Source organism: Pseudomonas sp. GW822-FHT04C11 (assembly GCF_058800905.1).
Genome location: NZ_JBXAMS010000007.1, coordinates 156,245 through 171,403, shown reverse-complemented (window position 1 = coordinate 171,403; position 15,159 = coordinate 156,245). Strand labels below are relative to the sequence as shown.

Below are 15,159 nucleotides of genomic sequence, written 5' to 3'. Positions count from 1 at the left end.
AAACCGACGATGATTCACATCACCCTGCCTGACGGCTCGCTGCGCGAGTACGACCAACCACTCTCGGTATTTGAAGTTGCAGCCAGCATTGGTATTGGCCTGGCTAAAGCGGCGGTCGCCGGCCGGGTGAATGGCACGCTGGTGGATTGTGCATTCGTGATCAGTCAGGACGCACGGGTGAACATCGTCACACCGCAGGAACCGGAAGGTCTGGAGATCCTTCGCCGGTCTTGCGTGCGCTTGTTGGCGATGGCGATCAGGCAGCTCTATACCGAGGTAAAGCTGTACGCAGGTGCGGTTGTCGGTGATGGTTTTTACTGTGAACTTACCCACGAACAATCGTTACAGCTTGACGACCTGAAGCTGATCGAAGCGCGGATGTACGCCCTGGCAACCACCAACCACTCGATCAATTACGTGCTGTCGCAATCTCGGCAGGGGAACTTCGAAGAGATGGGTGATGGTCCGTACGTACCTTCAACCAGAGTATTGCAGGCGTTCACCCTGGCCCATCTTTGCGGAACATCGCGGCAACGGATTTACGGCGTGTGCTGGGCTAGTCAGCAGGAGCTCGATGAATGGCGAGCCCCGCAACAGGTAGTCGTCGTGAACATCGATGAGCGTCAGATCGGCTACGCACAATCAGTCACCGAAGCACTGCGTCGCGCAGGTTTTCGCGCCAACTCCGATCTACGCAAGAAAAACATCGGGAACAAGATTCGCCACCACACTCTGCTGGCGGTGCCCTACTTGCTGGTGATCGGTGACAAGGAAATGGACGGCGGATTCGTCAGTTTGCGCAGCGGCAAGGGCGAGGATTTTGGGCGGATGAGTGTTGAAGTGGTGTGTGAGCGGCTGCGGATCGAAGTGGACGCTGTCGCTGGCAAGGCCGCAGCCTTGCCAGCAATAGAGATCAAGCGCGAGGTTTGACCGTTCCGCAATCCTGTCCCAGCCACACGGCGCGTGTATCCATGCTGCCCTTTTGCTGAATGCCGGTGGCGTTGAACGTGCCGTTGACCGTGGTGTTGAATTCGCGATCGCTAAGGAACGTAGCAACACCGGCGCCCTGGGCTTTCGGGCAGCTGAAGCGGAATTTCCACTGGTTGCCGCTGCGGTCGGTGACCTGCTGCGTGCAGCCTGACTGTGGGTCTTGCAGGGGAATGGTGTCGGATTGAACCTGTGCCTGGGTCAGGCACACACGAATCCCTTTACCCCCCATGGTGATGCCCTGTTTCTCCAGTGCAGCCTTTTGTGCCGGCGTCATCTGGCTGCCCAACTGGTTAAGGATCAACTGCAGATCCGGGAGGTTCTGGTCATCGACCTTCATGTTGCTTGAGGTCAACTCCCACAAACCCGGTTGCAGCATCTGCGCCTGAGCGACCACAGGAAGTGACAAGCCAACAGCCATGGCCAAACCCAGCAGACGTACGTTCATCGAGTAACTCCTAGACAATAGTGCCCGTTAGACGTCGCCAATCTACTTCGGTTGCATGTCTAATTAAATAGCGACATTCACCGTGGAACATGGTCTGTTAAGCATTGAATTGTCAGGAGCATGATTGCCCCATGGATTTTTTTGGACCCCATCTTTTCGCGTATCTGATCGCGCTCATCCACTCACTGGGCACGATCGCCGCCATTCACGCCGTATTGACCGTCAGGACCGCTCAAGGCTCGATTGCCTGGGCCTTGTCACTGGTCTTCATACCTTACCTGACGCTGATCCCTTATCTGGTCTTCGGTCGCAGCACCTTCGACGCTTATATCAAGGCTCGTCGGCAAGCCAACGAAGAAATGCACAAGGCCATCGCCGACCTGAACTGGCGTCCGTGGATCGAGGAAGCGCTGACCGCCCGCGCCTCCAAAGCCTACACCTCGTTGCGGGCGATGCCGAAGCTGGGGCGGATGCCGTGCCTGGCAAACAATCAGGTACGGCTATTGATCAACGGCCAGGCAACCTTTGATGCGATTTTCGAAGCGATACGCACCGCCCGTGAAGCCGTGTTGATTCAGTTTTTCATCGTCCATGACGACCAGCTCGGCCGACGCCTGCAAACACTGCTGATGGAAAAATCCGCTGAAGGCGTCGCTATTTACCTGCTCTACGATCGGATCGGTAGCCATTCCCTGCCTCACAGCTATGTTCAACCCTTGCGTGATGCCGGGGTGCAGGTCGAAGCGTTTGCCACACGCAGTGGCTGGCTCAATCGGTTCCAGGTGAACTTCCGTAACCATCGCAAGATTGTCGTGGTCGACGGCGCGCTGGGCTTTGTCGGCGGGCATAACGTCGGTGACGAATACATGGGCCAGAAACCACCGCTGGCACCGTGGCGCGATACGCATATCGCCGTCAGCGGCCCCGTGGTTGCGTGCATGCAGGAGTCTTTCGCGGAAGACTGGTTCTGGGCCTCCCGAAAACTGCCACCGCTGATACTGCCACAGAGCTACCCCGATGACGGCGTACTCTGCCAACTACTGGCCAGCGGACCGGCGGACCCTTACGAAACCTGCTCGCTGTTTTTCGTTGAAGCCATCCACTCCGCGACCGAACGCGTGTGGATCACCAGCCCGTATTTCATACCCGATGAAGCGGTATTTGCCGCGCTACGCCTGGCGGTGCTGCGCGGTGTCGATGTGCGGCTCCTGTTGCCATCTCGACCGGATCACCGGATCGTCTATGCCGCCTCCAGCCTGTACGCTTTCGAAGCGGTACGCGCCGGGGTTCGGGTATTCCGTTACCAACCGGGCTTCCTGCATCAGAAGGTCGTGCTGATCGACAGTGAGATCACGGCCATCGGCAGTGCGAATCTGGACAACCGTTCGTTCCGGCTCAACTTCGAAGTCATGCTACTGACCGTCGACAGCGAATTCGCAGGTTTGGTGGAACATATGCTCAACGACGACTTTGCTCAGGCCCACGAAATTGCCAAAGGCGAAAGCCGGAAGACCCACCGCCTGCAACAGCTTGGCATGCGGGTCGCCCGGCTTATCTCGCCGATCCTTTAAGGGTTGTAGATATCGTCACGCGTCCACGGTAGCTCATGGCTGCCGTCGGGATGGGTCTTGACCGCGAGGATCTGGTGCAAGTTGATCCAGCCTCGTGCGAACGCATAGGCGCAGCCTGCCAGGTACAGTCGCCAGATCCGCAGCGCCTGCTCCGGCACCTCTTTGGAAGCGGCTTCAAGGTTGTCCTCCAGCCGCTCGCTCCAGTGGTCCAGCGTGCGTGCGTAATGCAGACGCAGGCTTTCGACGTCGACGATCTCCAGCCCCGCTTCACTGATTTCAGCCGAAATCATCGACAGGTGCGGTAATTCCCCGTTAGGGAATACGTAGCGCTCGATGAAATCACCCGCTCCGCGTCCGACCGGCCGGCCATCTGTGTGCTTGGCGGTAATGCCATGGTTCATCACCAGGCCGCCTTCACGCACGGCACCGAACAATGTCTTGCAGTACTCCGCCAGGTTGGCGTGCCCGACGTGTTCGAACATGCCGACACTCACGACTTTATCGAACCGCCCATCCTGAGGCAGATCGCGGTAATCGAGCAGTTGTAGCTCAACCTGATCCTGCAAACCTTCAGCGATCACCCGCTCCCGGGCCAATGCCAACTGCTCCTTGCTAAGGGTGATGCCAAATACTTTCACCCCGAACTCTCGCGCCGCATAACGCGCCAACCCTCCCCAGCCGCAGCCGACATCCAGCAGGTATTCGCCGGGTTGTAGCCGTAGTTTGCGACACAGGTGGCGGAATTTTGCTTGTTGGGCCTGTTCCAGGGTTTCGCTGCCGGTTTCGAAGTAAGCGCAGGAATACGCCATGTCACTGTCGAGCCAGAGCTGATAGAAAGCATTCGAGAGGTCGTAGTGATAGGAAATCGCCGCCGCGTCGGTGGCTTTGTCATGGACAGAGCGCACCGGCTGCTTGCCGTCGGCATCATCCAGCAACGCTTGGCTCCACTCATCACATACCCGGATCACATCGCTGATCTGGCCTTCAAGTTCGAGCTTGCCCTCAACGAAAGCGGCGCCCAGCAGGTCGAGACTTGGGTGGGTGAATTGAGACACCATTTGTGGGTCCTTGACCACAATCGTGACGCTGGGCGCAGGGCCCAGATTAAATTCATGGCCGTCCCAGAGTCGCAAGCGAAGCGGTAATTGCAGATTCTGTAGGGCCGGTGGCAGTTGCGCGAGCATGAATAGTCCCCCTTGTTTCAGACGTCTGATTTGAGGGTAGACCATTGTGGAAAATTAGCTGGCTATCGATTTAATAGCCTTTTCCTATGAGTCACGATAGAGCAACAAGCTGTCGTAAACCCACTGTTTCAGCCACGTAACGACCTGAAGAGGTGCGCCCTCTTCACAGTTGACTGTCAATTGTGCGCACAGTTCGCCAGCTGCTACAGGTCGCGTTACGAACTGACCGGCCACGTCCTCAACCTTCTTCTTTCAGCTTCAGCAGCGGCTCCTGGAACCGCAACAAACGCCCGGCATTGCCCAACACCAGCAACGTGCTCAGGTTATGCAGGACCGCAGCGATCATCGCCCCTGCCGCTCCCAGCCAGCCAAACGCGGCGAACGCGACGATCGCCAGCGTCCAGCCCAGACCGATGATCACATTGACCTGCAAGGTCTGCCGGCACTGGCGGCTCAGGCGTACGCAAGTCCCGAGTCGACGCAGATCGCTGCCGATCAATACGATGTCGGCCGAGGCCAGGGCGATGTCTGCCCCGCCCGCGCCCATGGCCACTCCGACCACGCCAGCCTTCAGCGCCAACGAATCATTGATGCCGTCGCCGACCACCATCGGCCGGAAACCATTGTCGATTTCAGTCAGGACGCGATTGAGTTTGTCTTCCGGCAAGGCTTGCGCCTCGACATCGCTGATGCCGACTTCATGGGCCAGGCTGTGGGCGACGCTTTGTCGATCACCGGTCAACAACAACTGCCGGCCAAGGCCCAGTTCGCGCAGTTCTCTCATGGCAAAACGCGCTTCCGGTTTGATGCTGTCTGCCAACAACAGCCACGCGAGGAAACGCCCATCCAATGCCAGACCGGCAATCGGCCCATCGTGCACCGGCACCGTCGAGGTGGCGATGCCCAACTGCGCAAACAATTCAGGTCGGCCGAGCGCCGCTTCGCCCTGTTCGGTCATCGCCACCACACCCAAACCCTGGCGTTCCCGAATATCCGACAGCAACAGGAAATGCTCCTGAGCGACCAACCCGGCCAATGCCCGACTGACCGGGTGGCTGCTGGCCGAACCGAGGCTGGCGGCCAGTTTCAGTAAGGTGCTGCGGTCCTCGACCGGGCTGTCGATCGACTGCAAACGCAACGTGCCAAACGTCAGGGTGCCAGTCTTGTCGACCACCAACGACGTCAGGTCCGCCAACTCTTCGAGGAATGCCGAGCTGCGAATCAGGATGCCATGGCGCGCAGCCACGGCGATCCCGGCAATCGCCGTGGCCGGGGCCGACAGCACCAATGCACATGGGCAGGCGGCAACCAGTACCGCGAGCATTGCTTGCGCATCATTGGTGACGAACCAGGTCACTGCGGCCAACAGCAACACCAGCACCATGTAGCTGCCGGCGTAGCGTTCCAGCAAACGGGTGATCGGTGGCTTGGAGCGCTCGGCACTTTGCATCAGCGCGATGACTTTGCCGAGGGTCGATTCGTTGCCGGTGCGGGTCACTTCCAACCGCAGCAAACCATCGAGGTTGATCGCCCCGCCGAACACTTGCATGCCGACGATGGCCTCAAGCGGCACCGACTCACCGGTAATCGGCGCAGTGTCCAGGCTCGCTTGACCGGACAACACCCGCCCATCCGCTGGGACTCGATCGCCTGCGCGCACTTCGACGATGTCTCCAGCCTTCAGCGTAGCGTTGTCGATTTCGATAATCGAGCCATCGGCCTGAACCTTGCGTGCGTGGCTGCGCGTCAGACGGCCCAGCGCGTGGATCGCTTCCTGAGAGCCAATCACGCTGCGCTCTTCCAGGACATGGCCGAAGATCATGATGATTGGCAACAAGGCCGCGGTCAGCAGATCTCCCGTCGCCCAGGCGCCCATCATCGCCAAGGCGATTAGTTGATCGGTGATTCCGTGCAGGCTCGGATAGCGCAGGCTGTACCAAGCCGAACGCATGACCGGAACGGCCACCAGCAACGAAGCCAACCCGAGCAATAACTGGCTGACACCGGTTTGCTCCGGCGACAACCAGCGCCAGACCAGCCCCAGGCCGAGCAAGCCCAAAGCGAGCATCGCCAGGGTCAACTGGCGTGCGGCGCTGCGTTGTTCAGCCGTGCTCAACATGCTTGGCGCGGCGGCGGTTTGAACGGTCATTGTTCGGCTCCCTGAATGATCAGGCGGGAATCGTCTTTAGGGTTGACCGTGGTAACCGAACCGGCCTGACCGAGAATTTTCGGCATACGCTCGCGATAGATCCGCAGGAGCATTTCCGGGTCGCTGCCCTTCTGTTGTGCCTGGGCCAGGCTGAGCACCGTGGCAGTGTCGGCCGACGCTTTGGCCAGGCGTTCACTTGCTTGAGCGTGAGCCACTTGCAGCGTGCGATCAGCTTGTTGGGTCGCGGTCTGAGTAAGTTTTTCGGCTTCAGTACGTGCGTTCGCCACGGCCTTATCTGCCTGCTGACTGGCAGTCAGTACCGCGTTGAAAGCATTGACCGCCGGTTCGGGCAGACTCGATTGCACGTCGACCCGGGCGACTTCGATCCCCAGTCCCAACCCCGTCGCGGCTAACTCGGACAAGCGCTGATTGATCCCTTGCACCAGATCACCGCGCAGACGTTCGCGACGTTCGGCGGCCTGATTGTCGGCACCGATCAACTCCGGCCGAGCGACCAGAATGGTGTCCAGGTCTCGTGCAGCCGTCAGCGCCACCGCACTGCGAGTCACCAAACGATCCAGCGCCGGCAGCACATGTTCACCCTGCAGGACGAAGGCGTAAGGCTCGGTCACTTTGTAAAACACCCGAACATCCAGTTGCACCACGCCCGAATCGCCAGTGAGCAAATACCCAGAGCCGGCCAGCGCATCGCTCAGTGGATTGGCGAAATTCGCCACACGCTCACCTTGCAGCGCAGCATCGGAGCGCAGCAGATTTCCCACCCGCCGTTCGATCACCCGATCCGCTGCCGGCAACAAAATCACCTGCTCGAACGGACGCGGCCACGCCAACAGCAAGCCGGCGTTCTGGATGCGATCCAGCGCGCCGAAGTGCATCACCACGGCGCGATTCTGCGGATCAATCTGCCGCACATTGGAGAAAGCCCAAGCCAACGCAGCCAACACCGTTACCGCATAAAGCGCGAGAAATGCCAGACGCCCCGCCTGAATCCACGGGCTGTCGAGTTCATTTGTTCCACGTGGAACCACACTCATGGCTGCGACCCAGATTTGTTATCCAGCGTCGGCGGTCCATCAACCAACACTCGGAATGGCGCAGCATCGGTACGCAGAATCAGCTTTGTGCCCGGCTTTACCATCGTGTCCAAGGTGTCCAGCGAACGCAGCAAGTTGTACAACTGCGGCGAACCCGCGTAAGCCTTGCCGTAGATTTGCGCGGCTTCAACCCGCGATTGAGCCTCGATGTCCGCAGCCTTCACTGTGGCGTCGGCCTGGACGATGCGCGCATCGCGCTCGGCGGCAGAACGGATTTGCGCCGCCTCGCGCTTGCCGATGGCCGTGCGTTCGGTGGCAATGGTTTCACGCTCGGCGCGCATACGATCGACGGTGGCAGTCAGGGTCACTGACGGCAATGTCAGCCGTTCGATACCCACTTGCAGCACACGCACGCCGTAAGTGGTCAGCAGCTGTTGATCGATCTGCTTGCGCAGTTGCGCCTCGAAATCAGCGATATGCACCTGGTTGGCGTCGGTGTTCACCAGGTTGGCCAGGTCGAAACTGCTGGCAGTGGTTTCCAGCGCGGAGCCGACAAACGTACGAATCTGCCGCGCTGCTTCGTCCGGTTGGTTCTGCACCGCTCGCATGAAGCGTTGCACATTGTCTGGATCACCCTGCACCTGCCACGCGACATAAGCCTGAACGATGATCCGCAAACCATCGCGCGTGCCCACGTCCTGCAAACCGCTGGAGGTGGTGCGCAGACGCAGGTCGACCGGAATCGCCGCCTCGAACGGTGTCGGCCAGCGCCAACCGAGGCCGGGCTCCAGCAGCACCCGCGAAGGATTGCCGAAACGGGTAATCACCGTCGCCTCGCCCGAACGCACTTGCACCAGGCTCGCCGCCGCAATGGCAAACAGCACCAGCAGCGCCGCCCAGCCCATGCGTCGCCACGGGAAGGGGCCCGCCTCTTGCTGGTCGCCATGGTGATGATGGTGATGGCCGTGATGATGCCCGCCATGGCCATGGTCGTGGCCGGCGTGGTCGTGATGATCATGCGGCTCGTGGGAATGCGACGGGCTCAATTGGCGGCTCCTGACTGAACGGGTTGACGTGACGGCGAAGTGTCAGTCGGTAAGGTGGCGGGTAACGTGTAGCTGCGTAAGTCGATGGTCGGCGTACTGTTGCCGCCCAGACGATGATCGAGGACCAGTACTTTGGCGTTGGCTAATCCTTGGCTCAGTTGTGCGAAATATTGCTCCAGCACAAAGGCCCGACCGGCTACGGCGTAGGCTTTGCGCTCGGCAGCGAAGCGCAGGTCGGCGGCCTGGGCCGTAGCGTTGACTTCGCGGGCCGTAGCCAGCGCCTGGTCATGGGCGACACTGGCCTGCAACTGCGCCTGATTGGTCTGCTCGGCAGCTGCGCCACGCTCGCGCGAGATCAATGCTTGCGCGCCGATCTGCGCCGCTTGCACGCCGTGATAGGCGTTGGCAGCGCCGGCCGGAGGGTGAATCGCTTCGACGACCGTGGCGAGGATTTCCACGCCACTGTCGAGTTTCTGCAAATCAGCCTGCACGGCACGACCAATGTCTTCGGCGAGCCCTACCCGATCTGCGCCGAGCAAACCGTCGAGGGTCCGCGAGGCAAAGTCGTGTACCAGAATCCGGCTCGCGGTGCTGCGAATCAGTGTAGGTACATCGGTGCTGTTGTAGGTCGCCGCCAACGCGGCCTGATCGCTCAAACCGATGCGGTAGACAAAACGCACGTCCATGTTGACGATCTGGAAGCTCTGTTTATCGTTACTGCTACTGGCAATCACCTGGGACTTGTCATTCACGTGGCTGGCGTCCCACAACCGGTTGGCAATCGCCGGCGCGGGCCCTTCCGCAGGATCGGCCACCGTCACCGCTGGCGTGTCACCGACGCTGGTCGCCAATTCGTGAACCACACCATTTTCGACACTCAGCACCCGCCCCAACGGCCAAGGCAAACCGGCATGCAAACCCGGGCCAAACACCTGCACCGGCTTGCCAAAGCGCTCGTAGATCCCCCGCCCTTGCAGCGGTATTTCGTGAATCCCGGTGAGCAGCCAACCCACGAACAGCACCACGCTCAGCACAGGCAAGAAGGCCCGACGCATGTAAGTGAAAGCCCAGATCTGTCGCAGATCGATACCAAAGCGGTTATGCAATTCGTGCTGCAACGCCAACAAAGGTTGTGGTGGCCAGCGCAACATGTCCGCGACAAAACTGCGCGCCAGCAACGTCGGTTCGAGCAGATCGCGACGCGGACTGAACAACGACAACACCGCACGCAGCAACAACTCTGCGGCGACCAGCCCCGGCAATAGACCGATCAATACCGCCAGACGCACCGGCCAGACAGCAGTTTCGCTGCTGAACAACAGGCAGAATGCGCCGGTCACCAGACAGATGATCGCCACGCGAGTGAGCTGCGCCAACTGCCCGGCTTCGGGCCATTGCGCGGGAACTTCCTGAGTCAGTTGGCGCTCGCACACCAGCAAGCCGAACGCCAGCAACAACGATAGCGCCGCCCCAACGCTGGCCGAAAGACCCAGTGCAGCGGCGGGTAATGTCAGGTTCCAGAATTGTTCGAGGCTGAACAACGCCAGCAATGACCAACCGGCCAGCCACAACGTCGGTGCGCCGATCTGCGCCAGCAACCCGATCCAGCGCTCACCCGCTCGCGCCAACAGTCGCTCATACCAGCCGAGCGCCTCGATCGGTTCGAGCTGCTCCGCAGCCAGCACAACCACCGGTTCAACCAGCGCCCGCGCCCGCCATTGGGTGATCCACCAGGCCGATTGCAAACCGGCCACCACCACGATCAACGCCGAAGACTGACTGACCAATAGCGGCGGCCAGATCGATTGCGGTGCAAATAGCCCGACAAAAAACGCCAACAACAAGCCTGCTGCTGCGAGACTCGCCAGGCCGATGCCCACCCGCTTCAACCGACGTCCGTGAAACACCGCCTGCTGAAAACGCGGCAGTCCTTCCACGTTCGTCCCCTCAGCCTCCAGATCGACTTGCATACCACCTCAGTACTTGCTGTTACGTGAACCAGACCTGTGGATAAGTCGTCAGGCCGTTGCATTTTTTGCAAATCGTTACGATATAACGATGGTAGTGAATTTTTGGCTCCCCGCCCATCACCCAACCCGCACATATAAAGATGAAAGCGTAGCCGGGCTGAGCATCAGCTCGGCAAATGCCCCAGCGGTAATGGTCCTGGGGTTTTCACCGTATGAATTGCGAAGTTGCTGCGAATATCACTCACACCCGGCAACTTGAGCAGACTGCCGGTCAGAAAACGCTCATAACCGCGCAAATCCGGCACCACCACCTGCAGCAGAAAATCCGATTCGCCTGACACCAGAAACGCCGAAATCACCTCGGGCAATGCCGTTACCGCCAGTCGAAACGCTTCGGCCTCTTCGTCGTTGTGGCGCTCGACCTTGACCCCGACAAACACGGTCAGCCCCAGCCCCACTTCGTCGCGATCCAGGTTGGCTTGATACCCGCGAATCACCCCGGCCTCTTCCAGCATTCGCACCCGACGCAGACACGGCGAAGCGGACAGGCCGATCTCATCCGCCAGTTGCACGTTGCTCAGGCGACCGTCGCGTTGCAGCGCGGCAAGGATTCGGCGGTCGTAGGCGTCCAGTTTCATGGTTTGGCAGTTCCCGACTGTTTTTATTCATTGATTGGCAGAAGCTGCCAAGTCTAGCTGTTTCCAGCCGCGACTACGCAACCACCTGCCCTGCCCTTCGGCCCTAGACTTTGATCACCGAATCGCTAACGAATGGGGTGCAGCATGGCAGGACTCTGGATGTTCTTTTTGGCCTTGGCAGTGGTTTACCTGTTGCCCGGCCCGGACATGATTCTGCTGCTGCAAACCGGTGCCCGACAGGGCAAAGCCGCCGCGCTGGCCACCGCCATTGGCCTGGCGATTGCCCGGGGTTGCCACGTTGCGCTGGCAGCGCTGGGCCTGGCGACGCTATTCAAGGCTGCACCCTGGACCTTTGAAGTGGTGCGCCTGGCCGGCGCGGCCTATCTGCTGTGGCTGGGGATTCAATGCTTGCGCTCAAACATGCTGCCGAACCTGAATGCCAACGGCACAGCCGTTGCGAAACTTGCGTGGCGCGCGGCGATCCAGCGCGGCTTGTTGACCAACCTGCTCAACCCCAAGGCGCTGCTGTTTTGCTCGGTGCTGTTGCCGCAGTTCATCTACCCGCAGGCAGGGCCGGTGCTGACGCAGTTCGCGACCCTGGGCGTGTTGCTGGTGGTGGCCGGTTTGCTGTTCGACAGTGGTTACGCACTGATCGGTGCCTGGCTCGGTCGCTGGCTTGAACGCAGCCCCTCGGCGCAGCGCATGCAGCAATGGCTGTTTGGCAGCCTGCTGATCGGTTTTGCACTGCGCCTGACGTTCGTTCAGCAGGCTTAACGATGGGCCTTGCGCTTGTGGCGATTGATCAGCAACAGGGCCAATGCCGTGAACATCACCACAGACCCCATTTGCAGCCACTTTTTATAGGGCCGCAAGGTTGAACGCACGGGCTCCAGGACTTGAGTCACGTAACGTTTATCGGCGTTCTGAAAGTCGGGATAAGGGCATTGATGCCCGAAGTTCACCGCCCAATCCACATAAGGTCCTTCTTTGACGTAACGTTGGTAGAAGGCCTTTTCCTCCTCAACGCTGGTACCAAAACCCGCCGCTGCACACAGAACCGCCGCGAACGCCCCGCTGCTGTGGGGCAACAGGTCCGCCGCCTTGCTAGCCAGGCCTGTAGCAATGTAACGGTAGTGGAAACGTTCGTCCGGTTTGGCTGCGCTGGCCTGCTGGCGTTGCACCTCCCCTTCTGAAATCAGCGGACCGACTTTTAACTCAGTTGTCTCAAGGCTGTAGTTGCCATCGAATGTCGCGTAATCCGGGGCCATTTCGTAACCGAGAAGCTCCATTCCCCAATGACGAGCAGCCATGCCTGCATTGAAATAAGCCGCTGCACGACGAGTGGGCCACCACGCTGATTCAGCCTCCTGGCGCAGCTCGGCGTAATGTTTGGCCTTGGTTTGCAACTCAGGATTATCAAAGTACCCCGGTGCTTCGTCGTAGCGCTCTTCACGCAGCAACCGACGCCCGAGCAAGTTCCGCAGACGTGCCGCGATCGGTACCGGCACATAACGCTCGCGCTCCTGCTGGGTCAACGGCGTTGGTGCTGGCACCTGACGATCGACAAACTGCTTCAATTCATCGACGGTAAGCACCCGTTCCGCGACAACAGCCGCGTCTTCCCAGTAGAGATCCTGGCTGCGATACAGCTGCTCAAAGGCTTGCAGGTAATCACCACGCTCCAGCGCCAACAGCGCACTTTCACCGTCGACCCGGCAGCCGGGTTTGAGCGTTTCGTAGTCGCCGCTGGACGCCCTGCGATCGCCCCAGTTTTCATCCTGCGGGAAGGCTTTGGCTGCCTTGGCATAGGCGCCGGCAGCCGCCGCTTTGTCACCCTCACGCAACGCCATTTTGGCTCGCAGCCACCAGGCCAGGCCGCCGTCACCGGCATGTTCGAGCAAGGCTTTGGCGGTGACGTAATCACCGATCTGATAATTCAGCGCCGCCAGACGGTCGGCGTTATCCAGACTGCCAACGGTGCTCTGGACCAGCGACTTGATCATTTTTTGTTCAGCTGGCGGTTGTTCACCGTACGACCAGCCGACATGGCTGATCAACGCCGCCGTGACCAATTGCTGCACCGCTTTGCCTTTGAGTACCTCGTTGAGCTGCGCCTCCGGCATCTCGCCCAGTTCATTCATCAACTGCTTGAGCGAGCTGTAACCGACTTGCGAGCCTTGCAGGCTTTGGGTCGCGTAAAGCTCGACGGCGGTGTTCCAGTCGCCGGCCAGACGTACCAACCGCGCTTCTTCGCCGAGGCTGGCGACGCCCAATTCCTGAGGGTCGCTGAAGCCTTCGATACTCAACTGGCGAGCCTGCACAAAGGCCTGACGGGCCTGTTGCAGACTCTCGCGGCGCCCGGTTTCATCGAGGTCATTGGCCTCCTGACTGATGGCGAACAAGGCCCGTCCCAGCGAGTAAGCCGCCCAGGTGCTGCGCAACGCCCGCTGATCGGCCGGCAACGCCAGCACTTTGCGGAAATACTCTGCCGCCACGGCATGTTCGCCCGCATTGAAGGCTACCGCTCCGGCGGTGTACAGGCTGAGTTCAGGCGGCAGGTTGGCGCCCTCGGCTTGCACTTGTTGCGCGTCCGGAAGTGTTCGCAACTGCGCTACCTGCGCGCGCTGAGCGTCGCTCAAACCCATCTGTTCAGCGGTTTTTCGCGCCTGCACATAAAGATCATTCTCTGCGCCGTAAACAAAGTCGCCCGTCATGACCTGTGCAGGCTTCAAACCGGCGATGGATTTGCCCAGGCGATTCACTTCGAACCGGAAGCTGCCCTCCGGCAATTCACCCAGGGTCTGTGCCCGGTCACCGAGCAAGCGCAGCGGAAAATCAGGCCCACAAGCCATCGCGCAGCCCAGCGGCAGACAGAGACCTAAAGCGAGCAATTGACGCGGCCAGTTAGGGATAGACATGAGAACTTCCTTGATCAATTTTTGTGCAGCGCGCCCAACCAAGGGTGCGTTCGGCCTCTGCCGGCAATCGGCCGTCTTTGAGGCGGGTAAAGCTGAGTTGTCCGGGTGTCTGCTGCACGGCATAGCCGTTGAGCGCATCCACCGCATCGCATTCAGTGACCGCCAGCGTCACGCGCTCGGGCAGACCTGCGTCGAGGTTGCCGCGATTGCTCACCGCAATGTCGTACAGACCGTCATGGCTGGAAAGGTTCAGCTCGAGCTGACTGGCCAACCGATCACCGTGCGCCACCGCGCGCAACGTTGCCAGACTCCACGCGCGTCGATCGCTCTTGAGCGGCAGACGAAACCAGATCAACCCGGCCAGATGGGGCGGTGGCTCGGCGCGCAATTGACTGGCGAGTGTCGATAACTGGTGCGGATCAGCCAGCAACTCACGGCGCTGGCCAACGCGTTCTAACGGCACTTCGCTTTCGACTATCGGCGCCCCGCCGTCCCCCGGCAGCAATGCGATACCGTAGGCCGGCAACGCCAGGTAGAAAGGTTTCGCAGTGATCCGACTCCAGCGCCCGGTCCATTGTTTCGCCTGGGCCGGATCAAACAACCCGTGTTCGGGACTGCTCACCGCGTGCACCTGCAACACGCTGCTGTCGACCACCGCCAGCAACCCCGGCAGTTCGGGACTGTCGAGCCAGGCCGGCAGCGCCGTGATGCTCAGTTTCAACGTAGCCGGCAACACGTTGCGCAATCCAACGAGAAACTCACGGTAGGCCGGCAGGCGCGCCGTGCCAGCATCGTGGTCAATTTCGACGCCCGCCGGTGTCAGCCCCTGAGCCTGCCAATCAGCTACTACACGCTGGATCTGCGCTATGGTTTCGGTTTGATCCAGGCTCTTGAGCTGGCCATCGAGTCGAATCACCGCAATCAGCGGGCGACCATCATTTTTCAACAGCGCCGGGTTGATTCGCGCGCGACGCCAGCCAGCCTGTGGATAAGTCTGTAAGGCCAACACCCGCAACGTCGAAAAGTCCCCGCGCGATTGAGCCAGAGCATCCTCATGGGCATCGGTCCATTGCCGCTGCCAGACGTAAAGCTGTTGATCGAGCGGCGGCGCGTCCTGCTGCTGGCACGCGCTGAGCAGCAAAGCGGCTAGTACCAGCGTGCAACGGACAAAGAATATCGCAGACATTAAGGCA

The 15,159-nt window shown here is 60.2% G+C and carries 12 protein-coding genes and 1 pseudogene; 3 read left to right on the top strand and 10 right to left on the bottom strand.

The annotated features are described in order from the left end of the window. Positions 1-9 precede the first annotated feature (9 nt). A complete protein-coding gene (locus AC1RJ3_RS13965; RefSeq protein WP_493079301.1) occupies positions 10-930 on the top strand; it encodes a His/Gly/Thr/Pro-type tRNA ligase C-terminal domain-containing protein in 921 nt (306 codons plus the stop codon). On the opposite strand, the gene AC1RJ3_RS13960 is transcribed toward AC1RJ3_RS13965, so the two are convergent. Beyond that, entirely contained in the window at positions 914-1,435 is a 522-nt protein-coding gene (locus AC1RJ3_RS13960; protein WP_054594808.1) for a DUF3617 domain-containing protein, read from the bottom strand. The two genes, AC1RJ3_RS13965 and AC1RJ3_RS13960, sit on opposite strands and share 17 nt — an antisense overlap. A 131-nt stretch (positions 1,436-1,566) precedes the next feature. Here AC1RJ3_RS13960 and cls point away from each other — a divergent pair, with 131 nt between their 5' ends. Next, on the top strand, positions 1,567-3,006 hold the full coding sequence (cls, locus tag AC1RJ3_RS13955) for a cardiolipin synthase (RefSeq protein WP_054594809.1): 1,440 nt from the start codon (positions 1,567-1,569) through the stop codon (positions 3,004-3,006). On the opposite strand, the gene cfaB is transcribed toward cls, so the two are convergent. From cfaB to AC1RJ3_RS13920, 7 genes and pseudogenes are all read right to left on the bottom strand, one after another. Continuing rightward, positions 3,003-4,190: a C17 cyclopropane fatty acid synthase CfaB gene (gene cfaB, locus AC1RJ3_RS13950; protein ID WP_493079300.1), complete on the bottom strand. Its 1,188-nt coding sequence runs from the start codon at positions 4,188-4,190 to the stop codon at positions 3,003-3,005. The genes cls and cfaB overlap by 4 nt on opposite strands. 84 nt (positions 4,191-4,274) lie before the next feature. Beyond that, positions 4,275-4,385, bottom strand: a pseudogene (locus tag AC1RJ3_RS13945) (HvfC/BufC N-terminal domain-containing protein); the annotation flags it as partial. 43 nt (positions 4,386-4,428) lie between these two features. Further along, the gene (locus tag AC1RJ3_RS13940) at positions 4,429-6,339 is read right to left on the bottom strand and encodes a cation-translocating P-type ATPase (protein WP_493079299.1); all 1,911 of its coding nucleotides are present in this window, start codon (positions 6,337-6,339) and stop codon (positions 4,429-4,431) included. After that, a complete protein-coding gene (hflK, locus tag AC1RJ3_RS13935; RefSeq protein WP_493079298.1) occupies positions 6,336-7,394 on the bottom strand; it encodes a protease modulator HflK in 1,059 nt (352 codons plus the stop codon). The genes AC1RJ3_RS13940 and hflK (AC1RJ3_RS13935) overlap by 4 nt, the downstream gene beginning before the upstream one ends. Further along, positions 7,391-8,440: a protease modulator HflC gene (gene hflC, locus AC1RJ3_RS13930; protein ID WP_493079297.1), complete on the bottom strand. Its 1,050-nt coding sequence runs from the start codon at positions 8,438-8,440 to the stop codon at positions 7,391-7,393. The genes hflK (AC1RJ3_RS13935) and hflC overlap by 4 nt, the downstream gene beginning before the upstream one ends. Next, positions 8,437-10,410: a protease modulator HflK gene (hflK, locus tag AC1RJ3_RS13925; RefSeq protein ID WP_493079296.1), complete on the bottom strand. Its 1,974-nt coding sequence runs from the start codon at positions 10,408-10,410 to the stop codon at positions 8,437-8,439. Before hflK (AC1RJ3_RS13925) ends, hflC begins: the two co-directional genes overlap by 4 nt. A 164-nt stretch (positions 10,411-10,574) precedes the next feature. Then, positions 10,575-11,048 (bottom strand): Lrp/AsnC family transcriptional regulator, encoded by a 474-nt coding sequence (locus AC1RJ3_RS13920; protein WP_054594814.1) that lies wholly within the window; start codon positions 11,046-11,048, stop codon positions 10,575-10,577. Positions 11,049-11,192: 144 nt separating this feature from the next. On the opposite strand from AC1RJ3_RS13920, the gene AC1RJ3_RS13915 reads away from it, so the two are divergent. Further along, positions 11,193-11,822, top strand: coding sequence for a LysE family translocator (locus AC1RJ3_RS13915; protein ID WP_493079295.1), 630 nt, complete (start codon positions 11,193-11,195; stop codon positions 11,820-11,822). On the opposite strand, the gene AC1RJ3_RS13910 is transcribed toward AC1RJ3_RS13915, so the two are convergent. Together AC1RJ3_RS13910 and AC1RJ3_RS13905 are read right to left on the bottom strand one after the other, a co-directional pair. Continuing rightward, positions 11,819-13,966, bottom strand: a complete 2,148-nt coding sequence (locus AC1RJ3_RS13910; RefSeq protein ID WP_493079294.1) for a hypothetical protein — start codon at positions 13,964-13,966, stop codon at positions 11,819-11,821. The genes AC1RJ3_RS13915 and AC1RJ3_RS13910 overlap by 4 nt on opposite strands. Next, complete coding sequence (locus tag AC1RJ3_RS13905) at positions 13,953-15,152, bottom strand: DUF3142 domain-containing protein (RefSeq protein WP_493079293.1); 1,200 nt, start codon at positions 15,150-15,152, stop codon at positions 13,953-13,955. Before AC1RJ3_RS13905 ends, AC1RJ3_RS13910 begins: the two co-directional genes overlap by 14 nt. Positions 15,153-15,159: the final 7 nt, after the last annotated feature.